The 19,323-nt window shown below is 61.5% G+C and carries 20 protein-coding genes and 1 pseudogene; 3 read left to right on the top strand and 18 right to left on the bottom strand.

All coding sequences use genetic code 11. The annotated features are described in order from the left end of the window. Positions 1-10: 10 nt before the first annotated feature. Complete coding sequence (locus QRN55_RS15305) at positions 11-817, top strand: AraC family transcriptional regulator (protein WP_111783416.1); 807 nt, start codon at positions 11-13, stop codon at positions 815-817. Between the two features lie 77 nt (positions 818-894). Here the strand turns inward: QRN55_RS15305 and QRN55_RS15300 are convergent, their stop codons facing one another. The 9 genes from QRN55_RS15300 to QRN55_RS15260 all read right to left on the bottom strand — a co-directional run bounded on the left by QRN55_RS15300 (position 895) and on the right by QRN55_RS15260 (position 7,688). Next, the gene (locus QRN55_RS15300; RefSeq protein WP_502871333.1) at positions 895-2,400 is read right to left on the bottom strand and encodes a DUF3363 domain-containing protein; all 1,506 of its coding nucleotides are present in this window, start codon (positions 2,398-2,400) and stop codon (positions 895-897) included. A gap of 880 nt (positions 2,401-3,280) precedes the next feature. Further along, positions 3,281-3,991, bottom strand: a complete 711-nt coding sequence (locus QRN55_RS15295) for a lytic transglycosylase domain-containing protein (RefSeq protein WP_284777360.1) — start codon at positions 3,989-3,991, stop codon at positions 3,281-3,283. 4 nt (positions 3,992-3,995) lie between these two features. Beyond that, a complete protein-coding gene (locus QRN55_RS15290; protein ID WP_284777359.1) occupies positions 3,996-4,331 on the bottom strand; it encodes a DUF736 domain-containing protein in 336 nt (111 codons plus the stop codon). Between the two features lie 35 nt (positions 4,332-4,366). Beyond that, a complete protein-coding gene (locus tag QRN55_RS15285; protein WP_284777358.1) occupies positions 4,367-4,912 on the bottom strand; it encodes a S26 family signal peptidase in 546 nt (181 codons plus the stop codon). Continuing rightward, positions 4,909-5,427: a DUF2840 domain-containing protein gene (locus QRN55_RS15280; protein ID WP_284777357.1), complete on the bottom strand. Its 519-nt coding sequence runs from the start codon at positions 5,425-5,427 to the stop codon at positions 4,909-4,911. The genes QRN55_RS15285 and QRN55_RS15280 overlap by 4 nt, the downstream gene beginning before the upstream one ends. Then, a complete protein-coding gene (locus QRN55_RS15275; protein ID WP_284777427.1) occupies positions 5,424-5,705 on the bottom strand; it encodes a hypothetical protein in 282 nt (93 codons plus the stop codon). Before QRN55_RS15275 ends, QRN55_RS15280 begins: the two co-directional genes overlap by 4 nt. Further along, complete coding sequence (gene parA, locus QRN55_RS15270) at positions 5,674-6,327, bottom strand: ParA family partition ATPase (protein ID WP_284777356.1); 654 nt, start codon at positions 6,325-6,327, stop codon at positions 5,674-5,676. Before parA ends, QRN55_RS15275 begins: the two co-directional genes overlap by 32 nt. Beyond that, positions 6,324-7,415 carry a replication initiator protein A gene (locus tag QRN55_RS15265; protein ID WP_284777355.1) on the bottom strand — a complete coding sequence of 364 codons (1,092 nt, stop codon included), beginning with the start codon at positions 7,413-7,415 and terminating at the stop codon, positions 6,324-6,326. The genes parA and QRN55_RS15265 overlap by 4 nt, the downstream gene beginning before the upstream one ends. After that, positions 7,416-7,688: a helix-turn-helix transcriptional regulator gene (locus QRN55_RS15260; protein WP_284777354.1), complete on the bottom strand. Its 273-nt coding sequence runs from the start codon at positions 7,686-7,688 to the stop codon at positions 7,416-7,418. It lies immediately after the preceding gene. 467 nt (positions 7,689-8,155) lie between these two features. Between QRN55_RS15260 and QRN55_RS15255 the strand changes: the two genes are divergently transcribed. Continuing rightward, on the top strand, positions 8,156-8,446 hold the full coding sequence (locus tag QRN55_RS15255) for a DNA -binding domain-containing protein (RefSeq protein WP_111783487.1): 291 nt from the start codon (positions 8,156-8,158) through the stop codon (positions 8,444-8,446). A 7-nt stretch (positions 8,447-8,453) separates the two neighbouring features. Here QRN55_RS15255 and QRN55_RS15250 read toward each other — a convergent pair whose 3' ends face one another. Next, complete coding sequence (locus QRN55_RS15250; RefSeq protein ID WP_350225190.1) at positions 8,454-9,092, bottom strand: DUF2285 domain-containing protein; 639 nt, start codon at positions 9,090-9,092, stop codon at positions 8,454-8,456. Next, on the bottom strand, positions 9,034-9,249 hold the full coding sequence (locus tag QRN55_RS15245) for a transcriptional regulator domain-containing protein (protein ID WP_284777353.1): 216 nt from the start codon (positions 9,247-9,249) through the stop codon (positions 9,034-9,036). The genes QRN55_RS15250 and QRN55_RS15245 overlap by 59 nt, the downstream gene beginning before the upstream one ends. A gap of 252 nt (positions 9,250-9,501) precedes the next feature. On the opposite strand from QRN55_RS15245, the pseudogene QRN55_RS15240 reads away from it, so the two are divergent. Next, positions 9,502-9,690, top strand: a pseudogene (locus tag QRN55_RS15240) (PIN domain-containing protein); the annotation flags it as partial. A 79-nt stretch (positions 9,691-9,769) separates the two neighbouring features. On the opposite strand, the gene QRN55_RS15235 reads toward QRN55_RS15240, so the two are convergent. The 7 genes from QRN55_RS15235 to QRN55_RS15205 all read right to left on the bottom strand — a co-directional run bounded on the left by QRN55_RS15235 (position 9,770) and on the right by QRN55_RS15205 (position 19,292). Beyond that, complete coding sequence (locus tag QRN55_RS15235) at positions 9,770-10,096, bottom strand: DUF736 domain-containing protein (RefSeq protein ID WP_112524347.1); 327 nt, start codon at positions 10,094-10,096, stop codon at positions 9,770-9,772. A gap of 217 nt (positions 10,097-10,313) precedes the next feature. After that, positions 10,314-10,520, bottom strand: coding sequence for a hypothetical protein (locus QRN55_RS15230; RefSeq protein WP_284777352.1), 207 nt, complete (start codon positions 10,518-10,520; stop codon positions 10,314-10,316). A gap of 357 nt (positions 10,521-10,877) precedes the next feature. Continuing rightward, complete coding sequence (locus tag QRN55_RS15225; RefSeq protein WP_284777351.1) at positions 10,878-12,005, bottom strand: DUF3800 domain-containing protein; 1,128 nt, start codon at positions 12,003-12,005, stop codon at positions 10,878-10,880. A gap of 101 nt (positions 12,006-12,106) precedes the next feature. Continuing rightward, the gene (locus tag QRN55_RS15220; RefSeq protein ID WP_284777350.1) at positions 12,107-12,547 is read right to left on the bottom strand and encodes a hypothetical protein; all 441 of its coding nucleotides are present in this window, start codon (positions 12,545-12,547) and stop codon (positions 12,107-12,109) included. A 151-nt stretch (positions 12,548-12,698) separates the two neighbouring features. Continuing rightward, positions 12,699-13,625: a DUF2493 domain-containing protein gene (locus tag QRN55_RS15215; RefSeq protein WP_284777349.1), complete on the bottom strand. Its 927-nt coding sequence runs from the start codon at positions 13,623-13,625 to the stop codon at positions 12,699-12,701. Positions 13,626-13,932: 307 nt separating this feature from the next. After that, positions 13,933-14,970: a DUF7146 domain-containing protein gene (locus QRN55_RS15210; RefSeq protein WP_284777348.1), complete on the bottom strand. Its 1,038-nt coding sequence runs from the start codon at positions 14,968-14,970 to the stop codon at positions 13,933-13,935. Continuing rightward, positions 14,970-19,292: a strawberry notch family protein gene (locus QRN55_RS15205; RefSeq protein WP_284777347.1), complete on the bottom strand. Its 4,323-nt coding sequence runs from the start codon at positions 19,290-19,292 to the stop codon at positions 14,970-14,972. The genes QRN55_RS15210 and QRN55_RS15205 overlap by 1 nt, the downstream gene beginning before the upstream one ends. Positions 19,293-19,323: the final 31 nt, after the last annotated feature.

The following is a 19,323-nucleotide window of genomic DNA, read 5'->3' as shown; positions in this document are numbered from 1 at the left end:
GGCCATTCTCATGTCTGTGGTACGATCTGTCGTTTCCGTTTTCGATCCTGACCTCACCTCTCTGCCTGCGGTCGCCCACAAGCTAGATTTCGCCGATTACGAGGCGGAAGTGCCTCTGCACGTTCATCGCAAGGGTCAGTTGATTCTCGCTCTGCACGGAGCTGTTACCTGCACTGCGGGCAACGAAATCTGGATCGTGCCGCCCAATTGCGGTGTGTGGATTCCGGGCGGCGTGCCCCATAGTGCACGCGCAACCGCCAATGCCCGGCTTAACTATCTGTTCGTCGAACCGGGGTCTGCCAAACTGCCTGAAAACAGTTGCACGCTGGCAGTTTCCCCAATGATCCGCGAAATGGTCGATCGGCTTGCTCGCGAGGGTGCGGACTATCACGCCGACAGCCATGCCGCCCGCATCGCGCGGGTGATCCTCGACGAACTCGCGCAGATGCCGCATGAGCGGTTCAATCTGCCAATTTCCAGCCATCCGAAAATCCGAGCGATGGCAGACGCTCTAACAATCGAGCCTTCCGATCGCAGCACGCTGAGCGATTGGGCGAACCGGGTCGCGATGAGCGACAGATCATTAGCTCGGCTGCTGATACGGGAGACAGGACTGACGTTTGGACGTTGGAGACAGCAACTCCATCTGGTTGTCGCACTTCGTGAACTCGCAAGTGGTGAAAGCGTTCAGAATGTTGCGGCGACACTGGGATACGATTCCGTGAATTCGTTCATCACGATGTTCAAGAAGGCTCTCGGCAGCACGCCGGCGCAGTATTTTGCTACCCGAAATCCACCGACTGCTAAATCTGCTTAAGTCATGCGCTTGTCACCGGCTGGTGCGGCACAAGAAAAAGTGACGCAAACGTTTTGCAAGCGATTGAACAGAAGCTCCTACAATCCCAAGCCCCGGTGCCGCCCAAGCTGCCACGACACTGATCCGCCCTGCACAATTCCGGCAACCTGTCGGCCAAGTTGGCGGTCGATAACCGGCCGCCATGGGACAAGGGTGAACTCATGGGATTTTTCGACCACGGCGAACTTGCCGCTGGATAGCTGCACTGTCCCGGTGAACTTACCACTGACAGTTTCTCCATCGGCAGCCGAGCGGAACGGCAACCCCTTGCTCCCCGCCATTTCCGCACCGACGCGGGCCACTTCCCGTTCCCGCAGATTGGCAAGCAAGTTACGACGATAGAGGATGCGTCCATTCTGCTGCCGCGCGGCATCGCCCTGTGCGATATGATGCTCGCGCCGCTGGTCCATAGCCTCGCGCACCTGCTGACCGAACCCTGCCGGTGTAAGATCCGAAGCTTCCGGCGTCACCAATCTCCGGTCCAGCCAGGTCGCACCATCGGCGCCGATCTGCTTTTCCAGATCGAAGGTCGAGACAACACGGATGCTGGCCTGCCGGTTACGACCTGCATCATAGGCCGTGGCGCGGCTCTCGAAGTCATCGGGGATGCGCCACTGGTCAGCGTCGATCCGTTCAGCGATGCCGGCGCGGCGCAACGCCTCCAGTCGCCGGACATGGGCATCGACATAGCCCTCGTAATCACCGCCTGGCACACCTCCCTCGAACTTCGCCTTTTCCAGATGGCGGCTCGGTCGGTAGATACCATTCTCCGAGATCGCAGCGATGGTACGATCTGAGGGACGTTGCGCCGTATCGGCGGGACCGACTTCCACGATGCTACCGATCCGGGCATCTTCGACGCGGGCCGGATCAATGCCGGGAAGATGGTGTGTTCGCCCGTCGATGCCGTCCACCACGAGCGTCAGGTTCTCGCCCATCTCGTCGGTGAGATATTTGTCCACAACGCGGCCGGTGATGGGTGCCGCAGGTGCTGCATCGTGAAGCTGGAAGGTTATCGGATCACGTTCCTGCCCATCAGCCTTCAACGCCTTGTGCATGTTGCGGATGATGTCGCCGCGTTCACCCAGTTCACGCAACGCCGGTTCCATCTTCGCGCCAAGCTCCCAGACGCCCTGCGCGTGTTCGGTGGCCAGCCCCATCTTTTCCAGCTTGGCGAGACGGTGCAAGCGAAGCGTGCGGTTGAACTGGCGGCGTGCATCTGCCGGTTCATGGCGCAGGTCGATGAAGCGTTCGTCGGCTTCCTCGGTCATCGCCCTGTCGATGCGAGTGAAGCGGTCCTGATCTACCTCGGCGGACAGCTTGCGGGTCTGCTCGATCTCGGTGACGGGGCCAAGCTCCAGCGTGGTCAACTCGCTGGCCCGCTCGCGAATCCCATTGGCGAGATATTCGCCGTTGATGACAAGATTCTCGCCCAGATCGTCCTTGCCTCGAACGATGACATGGACATGGGGATGGCCGGTATTGTGGTGATTGACCGCGACCCAATCGAGTTTCGTGCCAAGGTCGCCTTCGATGCGGCTCATCAGATCGCGGGTGTGCTCGGTGAGATCGGAAAGATCGGCGGCATCTTCGGGCGAAACGATGAAGCGGAACTGGTGGCGATCATCCTTGCCGCGATCAAGGAAGGCATCTCCATCTGCGCGGTCCTCGGTGGCGGAATAAAGCTGGCCACGTTCGCCATCACGCGAGGTTCCGTCTCGCTGGATATAGCGCAGATGGGCAGTCCCCTTGCCGTTCTTCCCCGCGCTCTGGACGTACCGGGTTTTGACGACGACGCGGCGCACGCCGGCCGCACTGTGGCGCCAACCGCCCGACAGGGCTCGGGCGCGGACAAAGGCCGCGCCGCGGCCACGCTTGACGCCCGCACCTTTGCCAGCCCGCGACGCCTTCCCGCTCTTTCCGGCCGAACCAGATAAAGGCGTCGAGGACGTCCGTGATGCGAATGATGTTGATCTGCCGGGGCTGTTGCTATGCTGACGCGCCAGCTTCTTCGCCTGCGTCAGAAAACTCTTCGCCTTGCCCGCCTTCGGCACGTCCGACCTGATCCGACCTGGCCTGGGGCGAAAGCGGTTCTCGTCGTCGGCGCTCATGAGCGCATCCCATGCTGTTTAGGCGCGCAAACGGCAGATATTCGGCTAGAGTGCCAGGCAAAACCCAGTAAAGCCAAGGCTTTGCGCCAGATCGCGGCACGCGAGGCCCAAAAGCAGGGTGCCGTGCGCCGCGCCCCAAAACAGTGTGCGGCCAAGGGCTTGCCCAGAAACCGACCCGACAGGGTGCCGGTTTCCTTTATCTTGCCCTCCGCCTTTCTTTCCCTTTTTGCCCTTCCTGCCGGGAATGCAGCCAGGCGACCCCTTGCCTGACTGCACACCGGAAGCGGACCGAAGTAGCGTGGAGACGCTATGCTCATGGCGCATCTCCATTGCTCGCACGGGCCACGAATATGCCGCCGTCCTGCGGCTCCTGATCGACGGAAACGCGCGTCGGAACGGTTGCGCGGACGTCGCTCGACGGCTGATTGGCCGCTGCAGAATTGCCGCTGGATTGCGCAACGAAGAGCGGAGCTTCGCGCCAATCCGGCGGTGGCAGCGGCACGATCATCGGCACATCAGGCGCAGCCGCATGCCCGAGAACAGGTGCGAGCATGGCGACATAGGCGCGTGTTTCTGTGGGCAAAGTGCGGCCAGTCGCCAGATGCTCGTCATAGCGGCTGGGACCGGCATTGTAGGCGGCAAGCATGGCCGCGACATTGCCATAGCGATCCCACATCTCTCGCAGATACGCTGTACCTGCGAGGATGTTGTCGCGCGGATCGTAAGGATCGCGCCCGAGGCCGTGGCGGCTGCGCAGGCCCGCCCAGGTATCGGGCATGACCTGCATCAGTCCCATTGCACCCGCCGACGAGATAGCACGCACATCGCCCGCGCTTTCCACACGCAACACAGCCCGAATCCAGTGCTCTGGAATGCCGAAGCGCTGTGACGCGTCGGCAATGAAAGCAGCATGGAGATGCGCTGCGACAGGCGCGGGTTGCGGCGTGACCTGCGCAAATGCAGGCGTCAATCCGCTGCCAGCCGACAGAAGGGCCGTGAAGAGAAGAAGGGCGCGGGATCGCATGATCTCAGTCCCGATCTTCGCGGGGCCGCGGGCGGCTCCAGTGCAGCGACCATGACGAGCCTGCATCGTCGTCGCGGAACAGATTGGCGCGGATCGGCTGCGGCAAGGCGGGATCGTCGAGCAGCACCGAGAGATATTCGCCAGCCTTTTCTCCGGTGCGTTTCCATGCTGCACCGACCTCCGGCCCGTCATGTTCAATGTAATGGACGCGATAGTCCGGCGCATTCTCCGCATCGGAATGCTCATTGGGCACGATAACAAGATCGCGCTTCATGGTAAGCGTGACGAGCTGACCGGCGAAGCCGGATGCGTCACGCACGAATTGACCGATCTGTGGCATGGTATATCTCCTGTGTTGGTGGATTTGGCGTGGGTTCAATGCGTGGCCGCCCGCCATTCGTAGTGGCCATCGCCTTCCTCATCGGTCCAGAGCGGGAGCGCCCGACCGATAACGGAACTGGCGGGAACAGGTCCGAAGTAACGGCCGTCGAGGCTGTCCCGGATGTCCCAATTCATGAGGAAGAATTCACCCTCGCCGATGATACGGCAGCCCTGCCAGACCGGCAGATCGCGGCCCATGCGGTCGTGCTCCAGCGCGTCCCCCATCTCGACATTATCAACGGTAATGGTCGCACCGTTGCGGCAGACGCGCTGTCCCGGCAGGCCGAGGACTCGCTTCAGCAGCGGTACGCCGCGTCCGATATAGCCGCGCTCGACCATGAAGCGCTCCAACGGCTCAGACGGCATGATGGCGACCAGTTCGGGAACTTCGAGCGCATTGGCGGGAGCAACTGTGTAGAAGCCGATGGGCGCGCTGGCAGTCGCATTCCAGATCAGCCGGGTTGGCAGATCGGCAACCCCCGTGGCGACAAGTGTTACGACCGCCAGCATGGACACCGCGAGGGTATGACGGCGGCTCATGGTGCGATCCTCCGGCGGTTGACCCACGCGGCATGGCGCTCCGGGGTGTAGGGATTGGGTTCCTGACCGGCACTCAAACGGTTATGGACGTGCCGCCAATGGTCCGGCGCAACATCCACCGGGTCGACGCCAAGCGCGTCCACGGCATCAATCAGGGCCAGCACCCGCTGGACGTGTCGCCAGCCATCAATACGCAGCCGGATCTCGCCGCCAGGACGAACGAAGGGCACGGTCTGGTACGGTTCACCGCGACCAACGGCGCGCAGGATGTCGAGCCGCGAGACGATGGTGCCGTAATCGTTGGAGGCCCAGCGAACGAAGGCGAAGATGCTGTCGGGCGCAAAACCGATCAGACTGCGGCGACGGTCGATGATCTGCTCAAAGCACTTGTGACCGAACCTGATCCAGCGCTCGACCTTCTTCTTCTGGAAGGTCAGTTCGACCAATGTGGTGAACGGTGCTGGCCCGTCCGCCTGCGGATGTTCATGCGCTGCACGCGCAATTTTGCCGGTCATGGCTGATCTCCTTCGGTGGGTGGAAACTCGCGGACCAGCAGCTCGCGCAGCATCACGGCGACGGTGATGCCACGCCGGAAAGCGGCAACCTTGATGCGCCCGCGCAGTTCGGGCGTAATGTCGATGGTCAGACGGGCGGTGTACGCCTCCGTAGCCGTCTTGCCGGTTGTCGGCGCATCGGCGGCTCTGACCCAGCTATCGAGATTGCCCGGACGCGATGCGAAGCCGGATTTGGCGGGGGACGTGTCATGGCACGATCCTCCCGGTGCCGAGCGCATCGATCTCGGCTGCAAGTGCTATGACCTCCTGTGCGGCGCGTTCTCCGCCATCGGTCTCGGCGACCAGCCGTCCGGTCTGCGCGACTTCGGCGAAGACGACACGCTGGCCGATCGTCGTGGCCCGCAAGGGCGGATCATGGTCTGCCAGCGTTTCGGCCGTTTCGCGGGCGATGACGGTGCGCGCACCGGATCGGTTCAGCAGAAAACGGGCGGCCAGTTCAGGGCGATAGATGCGTGCTTCGTTCGGAAGCGACAGCATCTCGGCAGAGGCCCAGCCGTCGAAAGGAGATGGCTGCACCGGGACCAGCACCAGATCGGCTGCAAGCAGCGCTGATCGCATCAGACCGGCGACACGGGGCGGACCATCAATGACGACATGATCAGCGTCACGCGCCAGTTCCGGCGCTTCCCTGTGCAGCGTATCGCGGGCTAGGCCGATGACAGTGAACAGCCTTGGCAGCCCTTCATGGCTGCGCCGCTCCGACCAGTCGAGTGCGGAGCCTTGCGGGTCGGCGTCGATCAGGATGACGCGCCTACCTGCCGGAGCCCAGGCTCCGGCAAGATGCAGCGCCAGCGTGGTCTTGCCCACGCCGCTTTTCTGATTGAGGAGCGCGACGATCATGGCGTACCCCGCGCAGGTCGGCGGGAAGTGGCACTGGCACCGTGCCTTTCATGCGCGCGCGTCAAAGAAGAAAAGTTAGATTCTATGTTAGATTCTAAGTTAGCAGCCGGATTCTGCTTTTCATTCCAGATACTTAACTGGGGTTCGTGCGCCTGATGTGCCGACAGTGCTGCGCCTGATGTACCAATACCCTTTGCGCCTGATGTACCGACGGCATCCACAATGTTATCCACAGGCACTGTGGATAGATTTTCAGGGCGGATTCGCAGCAGTTCGCGGCGATCTTGGCGCAGGATCTTGAGCCTGTAGCCGGGCAGCGGCTGGCGGGCAGCAATGCGGCGCAGGTCCAGCGCAAAGTCCGATGGCCGGGCCATGCTGCCAGATTTCTGGTAGAGGTGCGCAACCTCGAACAACCAGCCATGCGGCTGATGTCCGGCATGTTTACGGGCAACACGGTAGAGCCAGCGCTCGATACCGCCGGTCAGCCGAAAATAGTCCGGGTCGATGGTCAGGACCAGCGAACGGTCAAGGACACTGTTGTAGAACCACTCGGGCAGGACAAACTCCATGCCCTCGACGCGACCGTCGCGCGTGGTCATCTCCTCCCATTCGTTGATCCAGGAGAACTGGCGGCGGCGCCAATGCGTGCCGTTACGGATCGTCGTGGCGACGACCGTGGATTGCAGCCGGGCAAGCGCTGCCTTCAGCAGCAGATATTGCCGGTTTCCGGTGTCGCGGCCGATGGCGCGCAGCAGATGATAGGGCGTGAAGCGGAAGAAGCGGGATGTCTTGATGCCGTTGTTTTCGGCGGCAACGATCTGGCTTGCAGCCCAGATCAGCACATCAGCATCCCAGATCGTCGCCATTCCATGTTCAGGCATCCCGAATACCTGCACCTCGACATCGGCAGTCTTGTAGAGAATCGGCTTCGTGCGCGGCGTCTTCGCCAGCGAGAAGAAAGGCCGTTCCATCAGATCGCGCTGGTCGCGCGGACTGGCATCGCCGGTTGCGACGACGAAGGGATCGAGGTGGCTGCGCTCGCTGCCGCCTTCTCGCCGCAGGGCGTCATAGTGATCGACGCGCCGCATTCAGAGTTTGCTCCGCTCTTCAGACGTCAGGGGGCGCGCCGGAAAGACCGTGCCAGCACCCTCGTCGCTGGTGGATTTGCGCGCGCCGATGTCGGCCCAGGACTGGAGATCCTCGACCGTGTAGAGGACGCGGCCGCCGATTTTACGATAGGTCGGGCCGGTCCCGTAGGTCCGGTGTTTTTCCAGCGTGCGAAGAGAAATACCGAGGAAACGTGCAGCTTCCTGAGTGCGCAGCATGCGCGGTGGCATTTCCGTATTGCGGCGCTCGGCCATGAGATCACCTCCGGTTCGTCAGGTTGATGCGGCTGCCGGAGACGGCGGCGCGCTATGGCGAACCATGGGAAGTGATCGGCGGCGTGTAGCGTGCCGCATTTGTGCCCCTGCGCAGACGGCACCCTTCATAGGGGCTGGGTCAGCGCGAAAAGACGTGAGATTTCAGCGACTCAGGGAGTCCGATGCGGATTCGCTCAAGACATCCGCACGCAGTTCGGCTATAAATGCAGATGGAGCAGACGCACTGCTCCGGGGCTTAGTAACCCCTGTTGGCGGTTGGTGTCGGCCGTGACGATGCCACACTCCTTGACCCTATGGTCGGGGAGCCCTTGGCGTATGTTCAGGGCTTCTCGCCTAAAGGCCATGGGGCCGTCCAACACGGTTACTAACTCCCCGATCACCAGGAGTCAGAGAGTTTTATTGCGGGGGCGAACCGCAGAAACTCTTCTGAAAGAAGGGGAATGACCGTGAAAGCTCCCGTCGAACTTGATCCCGATGTGGATGACATCGCGCCGACTGGCGACGAGATCACGACCTATGACGAGCAGCATTTCGTGACTTATCTGCGCCTTCTCGACGCCAAGGCCGAGGATGCGGACTGGACGGAAGTGGCGCAGATTGTTCTGCACCGCGATCCGGCATCAGACGAACTGCGAACCCGGCGATGCTGGCAAAGCCATCTGGAACGCGCTGAATGGCTTTCGCGGGAAGGTTACAGGCAAATACTGGAACAGGCTGCGGCAAACAGGAATCGGTGAGATTGCCTCAGTCGCCTTTTGATCGTGGATCCGGCTTGACCGGATAATGCAAAAGCAGCCGATAGCCGCCGCGCATCATCCTGATGCCGTGAGCAACAAGACGACGTGCCTTGTTCTTGCGCGGATCAGTCTCGAAATCTTCCTTGTCGCCACGGAAGCCGAGCAGGACTTCGGCAACGGCGCGATAGCTTTCGCCATGCAGCCGTGCGTCCAGCGCCCGCAGCGACAGAAGGTGCCATTGCCGAAGCTGCGCTGGCATGGCGCGAATATCCGGCCCCGGAGAGCGGCCTGTCAGGCACCGCCAGAGTCGGCGGGCCGCATGGGCGCGTAATTCCATGAACTCGTCCATGGGCAGGATTGCAGCATAGAAAGCTGCCGCATCGATTGCGCCCTGTGGCAGCCAGAATTGATGCTCCATCCCACCGACACGCCAGATTGCGTGCCAGCCATCCGGCGCGCGGCGCAGGATCAGGCCATCGAGATGTGCGAGAGCGACAAGCCGCCCGCCATCCGGATCGTTCTGCTCGACCGGAGACAGAATAATGGCCTGCGGATTGAAATGCGGCGACCAGAAAGGCGGTGCGCCGTCAGGCTGCGCATCGGGGTCGTGTGCGAAATCGCACCCCCCAGCGGGAAGCAAAGGCATCAACCTCTTCTCCCGCGGGTTCTCTCCTCTGCGTGAGTCTCTCGACGTCATGGCGATAGTCTTCGTTGCGACGAAGATATTCCCAAGCGAAACCGGCGGGCGGAAGGTCTTTAATGCGTCTATAGGCCGCCGGAGTACGCCAATCTATGCTCTGCATGGCGCGTCCTCCCAAAGCCGGACGGCACAAGGCTACGTCCGACTTGAAAAGGCTGCGGTATTGAATGGTTTTGCGGTAGCGCATCTAACGCGATAAGTGGATCGCCTAACCCGATCAATCCACTAAAGAATCTCTCGTTAGCACTGTTGCGCATCACATGGGAGACACCCTGACGACATTCCCGTGTCAGTGATCGAAGCCGAATGGCGGAAACGCGCGATTGCGCGGTTCCGGCGCAGACGAGAGCGCGGCCCGCAGGGCGACAAGGCGGCCGCCCATTTTGCGCAGGTCCGCGCCGAGTTGGAGCTTGCGGGCACACCTTGCGGGCCGCACGACATGCAGATCGGCGCGCATGCCCGCAGCGAAGGGCTGATCGTGGTGACGAATAATATGAAGGAGTTCGTCCGCATGCCCGGCGTGCGGGTGGAGAACTGGGTGTAGCGGTTGCGGTAGGCGCGACCGCTTTCCCGCGGGCATGAGAAAGGCCCCGACCTTGCGGTCGGAGCCTTTGTGCCGCGCCTCAGTCGCCGCGGCGACCGTTGGGGCGGGACCAGATGAGGGAGAAGGTTTCACCTTCTTCGTCATCAAAGAGGTTGGCATAGATCGGGGCGTTGAAGCTCGGATCGTCCAGCTTGAGGCCCAGATAGTCGCGGCCCTCGTTGGAGCGCTTGGACCAGGCGGCGCCGATCTCGGCGCGGCCGACCAGGACCCGGTGGCTGGGGGCGTTCTCGCCGGTGGCGCGCAGGTCGGGAACGATGCGCACGCCCTTGGCCTGGACGCTGAGGGTGACGATTTCGCCGGTGAAGTCGTTCGAGCCGGTCTTCTTGAAGGTGCCGATGGTTGCCATTTTAAGTCTCCGTTTTCCGTTCCCGAGCCCGCACCATTGCGGCCTCTATGGCGATCGACCGGCCGGAGACGAACGCTGGCGCACCCCCTTTGGGGGCTGGACAGCACAGGAGAAACTTTCTTGTTCCGCGCGGAATGGTGGCAATACCGGGGTCCCCATGCGGCTTGCCGCATGGGGTGGGCCGTCAGGGGAAGAAAGTTGTGACGACGCTGTTGCGCTAAAGCGGTCGAAGCGCATCGCGCTGTTCTTCGGCCAGATCAGGCCATTCAAGAGGCCGTTTGGAGCGGTCGAGACACGGGGCTGAACGGAGATGATGGCAACCTTGAGGCTCCATCAGGATGACCAGACGGGTAACACCGGCCTTGCCTGTCGCCCTGCGTCTAAGGCCATGCGCATCTCCCTGCCCGACCTGCTCTACTGGCATTGCCCCCAACCGGGCTCTGGTCAGACCACAAACGCTAGCGCTGACCGTTCTGCGCTCCTATGGGCCTCGTATGCGCCTCAAGCTGATCCGATGCCCGATCGCTCTCTGCCACCATTTTCCTGACGAAGTTGGAAGATGATCCGCATCCGCGTCTGGTCGCCATCAACGGATTACTGGATTCAAGTGGATGCAAGGTTTCCGTCCGCAGACCCGGTTGCCGCCATGCCCACTTCGGGTCGAAAAGCAGCTATGCTACGATGGCGGCCATGACTGTTCTGCGGGACAAAGCTACCTTTCTTTCCCTTGTTCTAGTGAAGAAACTGAGCTCTACACACCGTGTGTACTCAGTCTGCGGTTCTATGCATATCGACCATCGGCAAAGCGAAGAAACCGATCCAGTTTATCAATGTCATGTAGGCTAGCAACGTGATGTAGAAACGCCCGATTGGCGGCATTGGAATTATCGATCAGGTCGCGGAGCAATTCGGCATTCTCCAGAGCAGTTCCAATCAGGGCCGCACGTTCTCTGTCGACCTCTTCCGCCGATGTTTGGGACAGATAAGTATGCATCTTGCCAATCACGCCGACTGCAATGTCCGAGAGCTGAATTCCGGCTTCCGAGTGCGAATCTGAAAAGAGGTAATTAGTGAAAGGCTCGCCATTACAGGAAAGCTGAACGTCCTCGAAAGCATCACGGATTTCTGTTTCCATATCCATAATGTGCTTAGAATTTTTGAAAACGGCTACACGGTTGCGATAAAAGGCGCTGAAATCTTCGATCAGTTTACGCGCGGAAAACCCTTCGATAAACGCAAGCTCATCCAGAGAACGACCTGCCTGCAGGACGCCCTTGAGCATCATTGCATTCATCCCTTCATCAAGAAGGCCCGCATTTCTTTCAACAAGATCGATCAGCTCGTTCAGAAACGGCTCTCGGTTCTGAGGAGCGATATCCGGATAATCATACCGGCGGAACAGATCGACCACAAACGGCAGCTCATGCCTGACGATTTCTGCGAAATCGCTTTTCAAGAGTGCATGATACTGAATCAGCGTTGGGTTCCCGAGTTCGGGCAAAATGGAGTCGATCACATCGACGACCGACCAGTACAAGGGATCAAGCTCGTGATAGTGCAGCATCAGATCGTTGTCGGCGATCCACTGCAAAAACGAAGTTAACTTGCTCGATTTGAGGATGTCAAGGAATTCACCCTTCGCGACATGTTTAAGTTTGATCTCATGCGCTGAAGGCTGAATGCGCATAGCCTGGCGAAGCGATGAAAGGTCCAGTGAGCGCTGCGGTCCTTCATGAACAACGCCGCCGAGAACAAATGTTTTCAGCTCGGGGACGTTTAGCCCCTGCTCGTCGACATGAAGCTTGCGGATGTTGTTCGTCTCGTCATGGTAAAACGTGTAGACTGTGTCTGCCCCTGTCAGCCCGAACATCTGAATTTGTGGATTACGTATTTCGTCGACATCAATCATCCGATCAAACTAATACGTATTGTTACTCTCACCAAAGGGAAACGGACAACGCACTGGCACGGATGTGTCACATTGGGCTCAAAGTAACCACGCAAGGCATTTTACACGCGCGCGACGGTCTCGTCTGCTGTTCCGGTCGCCGCCATGCCCGCAACACGCAGGAACGCCGTCACGCCCACTGCAACCGCGCCGATTACCGAGAAGATGAGCTGCCATGTCTCAGACGGCATCATGTGCTTGACGATACCAAGCGTGGCATAGAACCCGGCCATGCCCGCCGGAGCGACGAAGGCCAGAGCGATCAGCAGCCGCGCCCAGAGCGGGCGGACCAGCATGAGCAGGCCCTGACCGACGGCCAGTGTCAGACCGGCGGCGAGAAGACCGACGACGATGCCGCCGAGCCAGCCAGCCCCTGTGCCAAAGGCCCAGATGCCTGAGTTCAGACCGATGAAGAACGGCAGGGCGAATACGGCGAGATTAAACAGCAGCCAGCACATGGTGCCGATGGCTGCGATGGAAATGAGGATTCCGAGAACGATCATGGTGGTGTCTCCGTGCAAAAGGTTGGACGGTTGCGCCTTCCACCACCACCATGGCGCACTGCGACATATACCATGAATATGCCTGTCTCGGCGATATGGAATGATCGGCGGGCGCTATCGTCGTGCTCATGATGAGGTGGGAAGACAGCACTCACGCGCTGCCGGTCCCGAAGCGATAGACCGGGATGCCCATCTTGCGGGCCTTGTCGGCCAGGTTGTCCTGAATGCCTGTGCCGGGGAAGATGATGACCCCGATCGGCATGATGCCGAGCATCTGGTCGTTGCGCTTGAACGGCGCTGCCTTGCCATGTTTCGCCCAGTCGGGTTTGAAAGCGACCTGTGCGACCTTGCGGTTATTGGCCCAGGTGGCCGCGATGCGTTCCGCGCCCTTGGGTGATCCGCCGTGCATCAGCACCATGTCCGGGTGCTTGGCGTGGACCTGATCGAGCTTGGCCCAGATCGTCCGGTGATCGGTGGTGTCGCCGCCCGAGAAGGCGATCTTGGGTCCGGCGGGCATCAGTACCTCGTTGTCGGCCCGGCGTTTTGCGGCGATGAAGTCGCGGCTGTCGATCATGGCCGAGGTCATCTGGCGATGGTTGACCCGTGAGCCGGAGCGTTGCGACCAGGGCGTGCCGGTGGTGCGTAAATAGATGTCGGCGGCGGTATCGCGGAAGGTTTCCATGCTGTCGCGACGCTCGATCAGGCTTTGGCCCGCGCCGATCAGGGTTTCAAGCTGGACGGATTTGACCTCGCTGCCATCCTGTTCGCGCTGAAGTCGCTTCTGTGCCTGCTCGTTATCGTCGAGTTTGGTCTCGATCCGCTCGACAGCGCGGTGGAAGGTGTTGACGGTGGACCAGAGGATCTCGTCGAGGTCGAAATCGAGGCTGGTGTCGGCCATGGTGGAAATCAGGGCGTCAAAGATGTCGGAGACTGCGCCCCGGATGAAGTGATCTTCGGGTGTGATCCGGGGATCGGCTTCGGCTTCGGAGGGGCGGTAGCCGTAAAGTTCGAGTTCTTCGATGGCGTGGCCGGTCGGGGAAGTGCTGTGATCGGGTTCGAAATCGTCGTGCGCGTACATGGGATGCTTCCGTCAGTTGGACCGCGACCGTCGCGGCCTTCATGGCGACGAAAGCCCACGGGCGCTCCGGTCTGGCAGCGCGAGCCTCTGGCGAGTGCCTTGATGGCAAAGCCCGGCTGATTTGTTTCGCGCTGTAAAGGCGGGCTTGCCCGCCGACGGAAATCAGTCGGGCGCCGCCATTGCCTGACCGGAGCGTTTGTGGGCCGATCGCCCTCTCGGAAGGCCAAGGCGCGGTCCTCTGCTGATGACAGGATGTAGCCTATGCGCATGACAGGATCGGAGCGCCCGGATCACGGATCCGTAACGGCTATGTACTTGAAGTCATGAAGCGGCTGACGTCCTGGGGAGCGATTTGCACCCGGATCTCTGCCCGAACGGCATCCACCCCGCGAGTTGCGAGATCTTCGTTAAAGTCCCCCATCATGGGCGAGAGCGTGAAGGCCTCGATCCCGACCTCGTGCGCCCGGTCCACCAGGCTATCGCGGGCACTGTCACCTGCCGGATCGTTGTCGCGGACGATATAGAGCCGGCGCAGTTGCGGCGGGAACAGGATGGCAGCGAGGTGTCCGGCCGAGAGTGCTGAAACCATCGGCATGGTGGGCAGAGCCTGACGCAGCGACAGGATGGTTTCGACACCTTCCCCTGCCGCCATGACATCCTGCGCATTGCCAAACCGGGCGGCATGTCCGAGCAGGTCGCCCATTGCCTTCCTCGGCAGATCGACGGGTGCCTTGCCGGAACCGTCCGGGGCCAGCCATGTGCGGTGTGCGCCGGTGATCCTGCCATCGAGGTCGGTGACAACGGCGATCATGGCGGGCCATGTTTGCGTCGGGCCATCGTCCTCGGGCCGCCAGTAGCAGTTGGGATGGAAGCGCAGATTTGCGGTCTGGCGTAAATCCGTAATGCCGCGTCCGCGCAAATACGCTTCTGCTGTACTGCCGAGCAGAGGCTGCGTCATGCGCCAGAGGCGGCGTGCGGCCTCGGATGATCCCGATGGTACTGGCGTTCGGGAGTGACGGGATGGCGGCTGCGGTTCAGGATGCGGCAGGCTGAGGAAGCGCCGTGCCTCTTCGGCAACGTCTGCGAAATCGATCAGACCGAGCGAGTCCCGGATCACGTCCAGCAGATCGCCATATTCCCCCGTGGCCGAGTCCTGCCATTTACCGGCAATGCCTTTCACGCTGTCGTGCAGCCGGACGAACATGGAGCGGCCAGCCGTGTTTCGGACATCGCCGACCTGCCAGTAATTGCCCTGTTTGCGACCATTCGACAGATAGTGACGGCACACCGCCTCGGCCTGTCGGCCGAGACGCTGCGCCAGTTCGGAAGCGTTGAGACGCGCCATTATGCGGCCTCCCGCTCACCGATGCGCTCAACCGGAAAGCGGTCAAGCAGTTTGCCTGTGATCTCCGGTCCCATCGCGTCGACGGGCACGAAGAAGCGCAGTTTCCACGAGATGATCTCGCTGAAGAGGCCCCAGGCCCGCAGCCGGTCGCGCATCGCGTCAGTGAAGCCGGTCAGTTCGATCCGGTTGGCGCCCATGACGCGGACACGGCGCAGTTGCAGCCCCTCCGCGAGATCAAGGATCGTTCGACCTTCGATCATCGCGGCATAGGCGGCATCCGGTGTCAGGCTGCTGGCAACGCCACTGGTCGAGGCATTGGCAGCCCAGGCAGGCGATACGCGGCGACCGATGATGCGTTCGCCCTCGTCGGTCTGGAGCCGATAGACGCGGGACGAGTCATGCGGCAGGCGTTTCCATATCGGCAGAAGTAGCCCCGTCACCATATGCAGGTTGCTGTCGGTGAACTCCGGCACCTCTGCCAGTTCCGCCTTCCAGGCCACTGTGAAGGCGGCACCGTCGGCCTCGATCCAGTGGTTTTCACCCATGGCTCGCACCGGAATGTTCATCGCCTCCATCGGCCGGATCAGCCGCACGCGCCGTTCGATCTCGCCATCATCCAGCATGACGCTGGTGGTCGGAATCTGCACGGCAGCACGACCGGATCGCTCGTTGATGAGCAATCTTGCGCGGGGATCATCCAGTTCCGCCAGGGCTGCTTCGAGCGTGACCGGCCGATTGCGTTTGCGCTCGGTGAGCGTCAGGAGCCGGGTTTCCGCGCCGGTGCCCGGATGGGTGTGGATCACCTGCCGTTCTGTGACGATGAAGCTTTCGGCCTTCAGCGTCTCCAGCCCCATGTCATAGGCGCCGGATGCAATCGCCCCATCGATCCGCGCCTGCAGAAGCTGCTCGAAGGCCGAGAACAGGATGCCCTGCAATTCGATGGTCAGCGACAGCAGGCGGTTGAGGAAGGTGGTGATCGGTGGGAGTTCGTCCTTCACACCATTACTGTCCATCAGCTTCAGCCCGGTGGCGGATTCAAACCGTTCGAGCGAGCATCCCTCGATCTTGCCGCGCACAATCAGCAGATAGAGCTGGCGCAACGCATCGCGGGCATAGGCGGATTCGAGATTGTCTTCGGGACGGAACAACCCCTGACCGCCGGTCTGGCGCTGGCCGCGCGTGATCGCGCCCAGCGTGTCGAGGCGACGGGCGATGGTCGAGAGGAAGCGCTTTTCGGCTTTGACATCCGTGGCGATGGGTCGAAACAGCGGCGGCTGCGCCTGATTGGTCCGGTTGGTGCGGCCCAGCCCCTGAATGGCGGCATCGGCCTTCCAGCCCGGCTCCAGCATGTAATGCACGCGCAGCCGCTGGTTTTTCGCCGAGAGTTCGGCGTGATAGCTGCGGCCCGTGCCACCGGCGTCCGAGAAGATCAGAATGCGCTTCTGGTCATCCATGAAGGCCGAGGTCTCGGCAAGGTTGGCGGAAGGCGCCCGGTTCTCGACTGCAAGACGGGCCGATGCCCCTTCGCCCTTGCGCACGATGCGGCGCGAACGGCCTGTGACCTCTGCCACCGTGTCCGTGCCGAAACGCTGCACGATCTGGTCGAGCGCACCGGGGACTGGTGGAAGCGAACCAAGCTGCTCCAGCATCTCGTCGCGCCGGGCAACGGCTTCGCGGCATTCCACCGGCTGACCATCGCGAAAGACGGGGCGTGACGAGAGGTTCCCCTCGCCATCGGTAAACGGCTCATAGAGCTGAACCGGGAAGGAATGCTGCAAATACGAGCCTACGTACTCCCTGGGCGTGACATCGACGGAAATATCGTTCCATTCCTCGGTCGGGATTTCGGAAAGCCGCCGTTCCATCAGCGCTTCGCCGGTCGAGACGATCTGGATGACGGCGGCATGGCCCGCTTCCAGATCGGCATCGATGGACCGGATCAGGCTCGGGGTTTTCATGGAAGTCAGCAGATGGCCGAAAAAGCGCTGCTTGGTGCTTTCGAAGGCCGAACGTGCCGCAGACTTCGCCTGCCGGTTCAGAGTGCCCTCATTGCCGGTGATATTGGCGGCTTCCATCGCTGCATCGAGATTGTTGTGAATGACGGCAAAAGCCCCGGCATAGGCATCATAGATGCGCCGCTGTTCATCCGTGAGCTGATGCTCGATCAGTTCATATTCGACGCCATCATAGGAGAGCGAGCGGGCGGTATAGAGGCCGAGAGATCGCAGATCGCGGGCAAGCACTTCCATGGCCGCGACGCCACCGGCTTCGATCGCCTCGACGAACTCGGCGCGGGTATGGAACGGAAAATCCTCGCCACCCCAGAGGCCGAGGCGCTGCGCATAGGCGAGATTGTGGACGGTGGTGGCGCCGGTCGCCGAGACATAGACCACGCGGGCATCCGGCAGCGCGTGTTGAAGTCGCAGGCCCGCGCGTCCCTGCTGTGAGGCGGCGACATCACTGCGTTCACCTTTTCCGCCACCGGCATTCTGCATGGAATGGCTTTCGTCGAAGATAATGGCTCCATCGAAATCGGACCCCAACCATTCGACGATCTGCTTGAGGCGGGAAACCTTCTCGCCCCGGTCGTCGAAGCGCAGCGTGGCATAGGTGGTAAAAAGGATGCCCTCACTCAGGGTGATCTTTGCGCCTTGAGGGAAGCGTGACAGAGGGGTGACAAGCAGCCGTTCCATTCCGAGCGCCGACCAATCGCGCTGCGCGTCCTCGATCAGCTTGTCGGATTTGGAGATCCAGACCGCCTTGCGACGACCGCGCAGCCAGTTGTCGAGAATGATGGCGGCGGACTGGCGACCCTTGCCGGCGCCGGTTCCATCACCGAGCATGAAGCCCCGGCGGAAGCGGATTGATCCGGCAGCATCCTCGGGCGCGGCGCTCACAGTGTCGAAATGCTCGTCCACAGTCCATGCGCCAGCGAGATGATCGGCATGGGCTTCCCCGGCATAGATCACCGTCTCAAGCTGGGCGTCCGACAGACGCGTGCAGATGTCAGCGGGCAGTATGGGCCGGTAGGAAGGCTTGGGCGGTGCGACCGAGGCCATGGCGGCGGATTGCACCAGCTTGGTCGGATGCGGTTGTGCGCCAGCAATACACAGCGATTGCAGCGCATATTCCTCGTAGATGGCGTCAGACAGGCGAGCGCCTTCCAGTGGCGTCCAGTCCACGGTCTCATAGGCAAGTTCGACACCCTCGTGATCATTGGCGGGAGCAGCGGCAGGCCGCGGTGCTGTCGCGCGGGCCAGATAGCCTCGCACGGTTTTCGGCGCGGCGGTGGAAGCGGGCGCGACGATCTTCGGCAATAATATCGGCGAACGCTGTGGGACATGCGCCTCGATCCATCCGATCATCGTGGCAACATCAGGCGCGATCCCCGGCGAGGCCGGAAAACTCGCCGGATCGTCGGCGGGCAGCTTGTCGATCACGGTCAACCGCGTGTCGATTGTGGTGCCGTGCTTTGCATAGACCGCACCATCGACGGCGGCGGTGAACACCACACGGCCACGCGCCTGCAAGAGGATGAAAGCCTCCCGCCATGCCGGAGTTTCGGGGCCAAAGCCTGCACCGGTGATCGTCACCAGCCGACCGCCAGGAGCAAGACGGGCCAGTGCCGAGGCAACATGGCGGTAGGCCGCATCGGACGACCGCCCGCTGACATTGGCCATGACCGAGAATGGCGGGTTCATCAGCACCACGGACGGGATGGCATCCGGGGCGAGATGATCGTCGATCTGGGCGGCGTCGAACCGGGTGACGGCGAAGGCCGGAAAGAGTTGGGAAAGAAGATGAGCGCGGGTCTCGGCGAGTTCATTGAGGATCAGCGAGCCACCTATGGTCTGCGCCAGGATCGCGAGAAGGCCGGTGCCCGCCGATGGCTCCAGCACCCTGTCATCAGGTGTGATCGCAGCGGCTGTCAGAGCGGCAAGGCCGAGCGGGGTCGGTGTCGAGAATTGCTGGAAGGTCTGGCTTTCCTCAGAACGCCGGGTCTGCGTGGGCAACAGCCCCGCGATCTTTGCCAGCACGGTAATGCGTGCAGCCGGAGACGCGGCTTTACGGAAAAGCGCCTTTCCGTATTTGCGCAGGAAGAGAACGGTAGAGACTTCACACGCCTCATAGGCCAGCTTCCAGTCCCAGACGCCGGTAGCGTCCGACGCGCCGAAGGCCGCTTCCATCGCACCGCGCGATGTCACGGCATCGATCCGCTGGCCGCGTTCGAGATGGGGGAGCAGAAGATTGGCCGCAGCCAGGATCGCGGGCGCAGCCGCCAGTGGCGTGACCGGATCGGCCACGGGGAAAACCATGTTCATGTCGGGAACCTCAGGAGAGCGGGAAGGACAA

Origin of the sequence: Agrobacterium sp. lyk4-40-TYG-31, assembly GCF_030209855.1 — a bacterium.
Classification (GTDB): Bacteria; Pseudomonadota; Alphaproteobacteria; order Rhizobiales; family Rhizobiaceae; genus Agrobacterium; species Agrobacterium vaccinii.
Note: the sequence above shows the minus strand (reverse complement) of the source record. Positions and strands in the feature narration are given on the sequence as shown.

What these genes read in the sequence shown, in the direction of transcription:
- QRN55_RS15305 (WP_111783416.1), top strand. Translation starts at nt 11, where the DNA reads ATGTCTGTGGTACGATCTGTCGTTTCCGTTTTCGATCCTGACCTCACC.
- QRN55_RS15300 (WP_502871333.1), bottom strand. Translation starts at nt 2,400, where the DNA reads ATGAGCCGCATCGAAGGCGACCTTGGCACGAAACTCGATTGGGTCGCG.
- QRN55_RS15295 (WP_284777360.1), bottom strand. Translation starts at nt 3,991, where the DNA reads ATGCGATCCCGCGCCCTTCTTCTCTTCACGGCCCTTCTGTCGGCTGGC.
- QRN55_RS15290 (WP_284777359.1), bottom strand. Translation starts at nt 4,331, where the DNA reads ATGCCACAGATCGGTCAATTCGTGCGTGACGCATCCGGCTTCGCCGGT.
- QRN55_RS15285 (WP_284777358.1), bottom strand. Translation starts at nt 4,912, where the DNA reads ATGAGCCGCCGTCATACCCTCGCGGTGTCCATGCTGGCGGTCGTAACA.
- QRN55_RS15280 (WP_284777357.1), bottom strand. Translation starts at nt 5,427, where the DNA reads ATGACCGGCAAAATTGCGCGTGCAGCGCATGAACATCCGCAGGCGGAC.
- QRN55_RS15275 (WP_284777427.1), bottom strand. Translation starts at nt 5,705, where the DNA reads ATGCGCTCGGCACCGGGAGGATCGTGCCATGACACGTCCCCCGCCAAA.
- parA (WP_284777356.1), bottom strand. Translation starts at nt 6,327, where the DNA reads ATGATCGTCGCGCTCCTCAATCAGAAAAGCGGCGTGGGCAAGACCACG.
- QRN55_RS15265 (WP_284777355.1), bottom strand. Translation starts at nt 7,415, where the DNA reads ATGCGGCGCGTCGATCACTATGACGCCCTGCGGCGAGAAGGCGGCAGC.
- QRN55_RS15260 (WP_284777354.1), bottom strand. Translation starts at nt 7,688, where the DNA reads ATGGCCGAGCGCCGCAATACGGAAATGCCACCGCGCATGCTGCGCACT.
- QRN55_RS15250 (WP_350225190.1), bottom strand. Translation starts at nt 9,092, where the DNA reads ATGCCTTTGCTTCCCGCTGGGGGGTGCGATTTCGCACACGACCCCGAT.
- QRN55_RS15245 (WP_284777353.1), bottom strand. Translation starts at nt 9,249, where the DNA reads ATGCAGAGCATAGATTGGCGTACTCCGGCGGCCTATAGACGCATTAAA.
- QRN55_RS15235 (WP_112524347.1), bottom strand. Translation starts at nt 10,096, where the DNA reads ATGGCAACCATCGGCACCTTCAAGAAGACCGGCTCGAACGACTTCACC.
- QRN55_RS15230 (WP_284777352.1), bottom strand. Translation starts at nt 10,520, where the DNA reads ATGCCAGTAGAGCAGGTCGGGCAGGGAGATGCGCATGGCCTTAGACGC.
- QRN55_RS15225 (WP_284777351.1), bottom strand. Translation starts at nt 12,005, where the DNA reads ATGATTGATGTCGACGAAATACGTAATCCACAAATTCAGATGTTCGGG.
- QRN55_RS15220 (WP_284777350.1), bottom strand. Translation starts at nt 12,547, where the DNA reads ATGATCGTTCTCGGAATCCTCATTTCCATCGCAGCCATCGGCACCATG.
- QRN55_RS15215 (WP_284777349.1), bottom strand. Translation starts at nt 13,625, where the DNA reads ATGTACGCGCACGACGATTTCGAACCCGATCACAGCACTTCCCCGACC.
- QRN55_RS15210 (WP_284777348.1), bottom strand. Translation starts at nt 14,970, where the DNA reads ATGGCGCGTCTCAACGCTTCCGAACTGGCGCAGCGTCTCGGCCGACAG.
- QRN55_RS15205 (WP_284777347.1), bottom strand. Translation starts at nt 19,292, where the DNA reads ATGAACATGGTTTTCCCCGTGGCCGATCCGGTCACGCCACTGGCGGCT.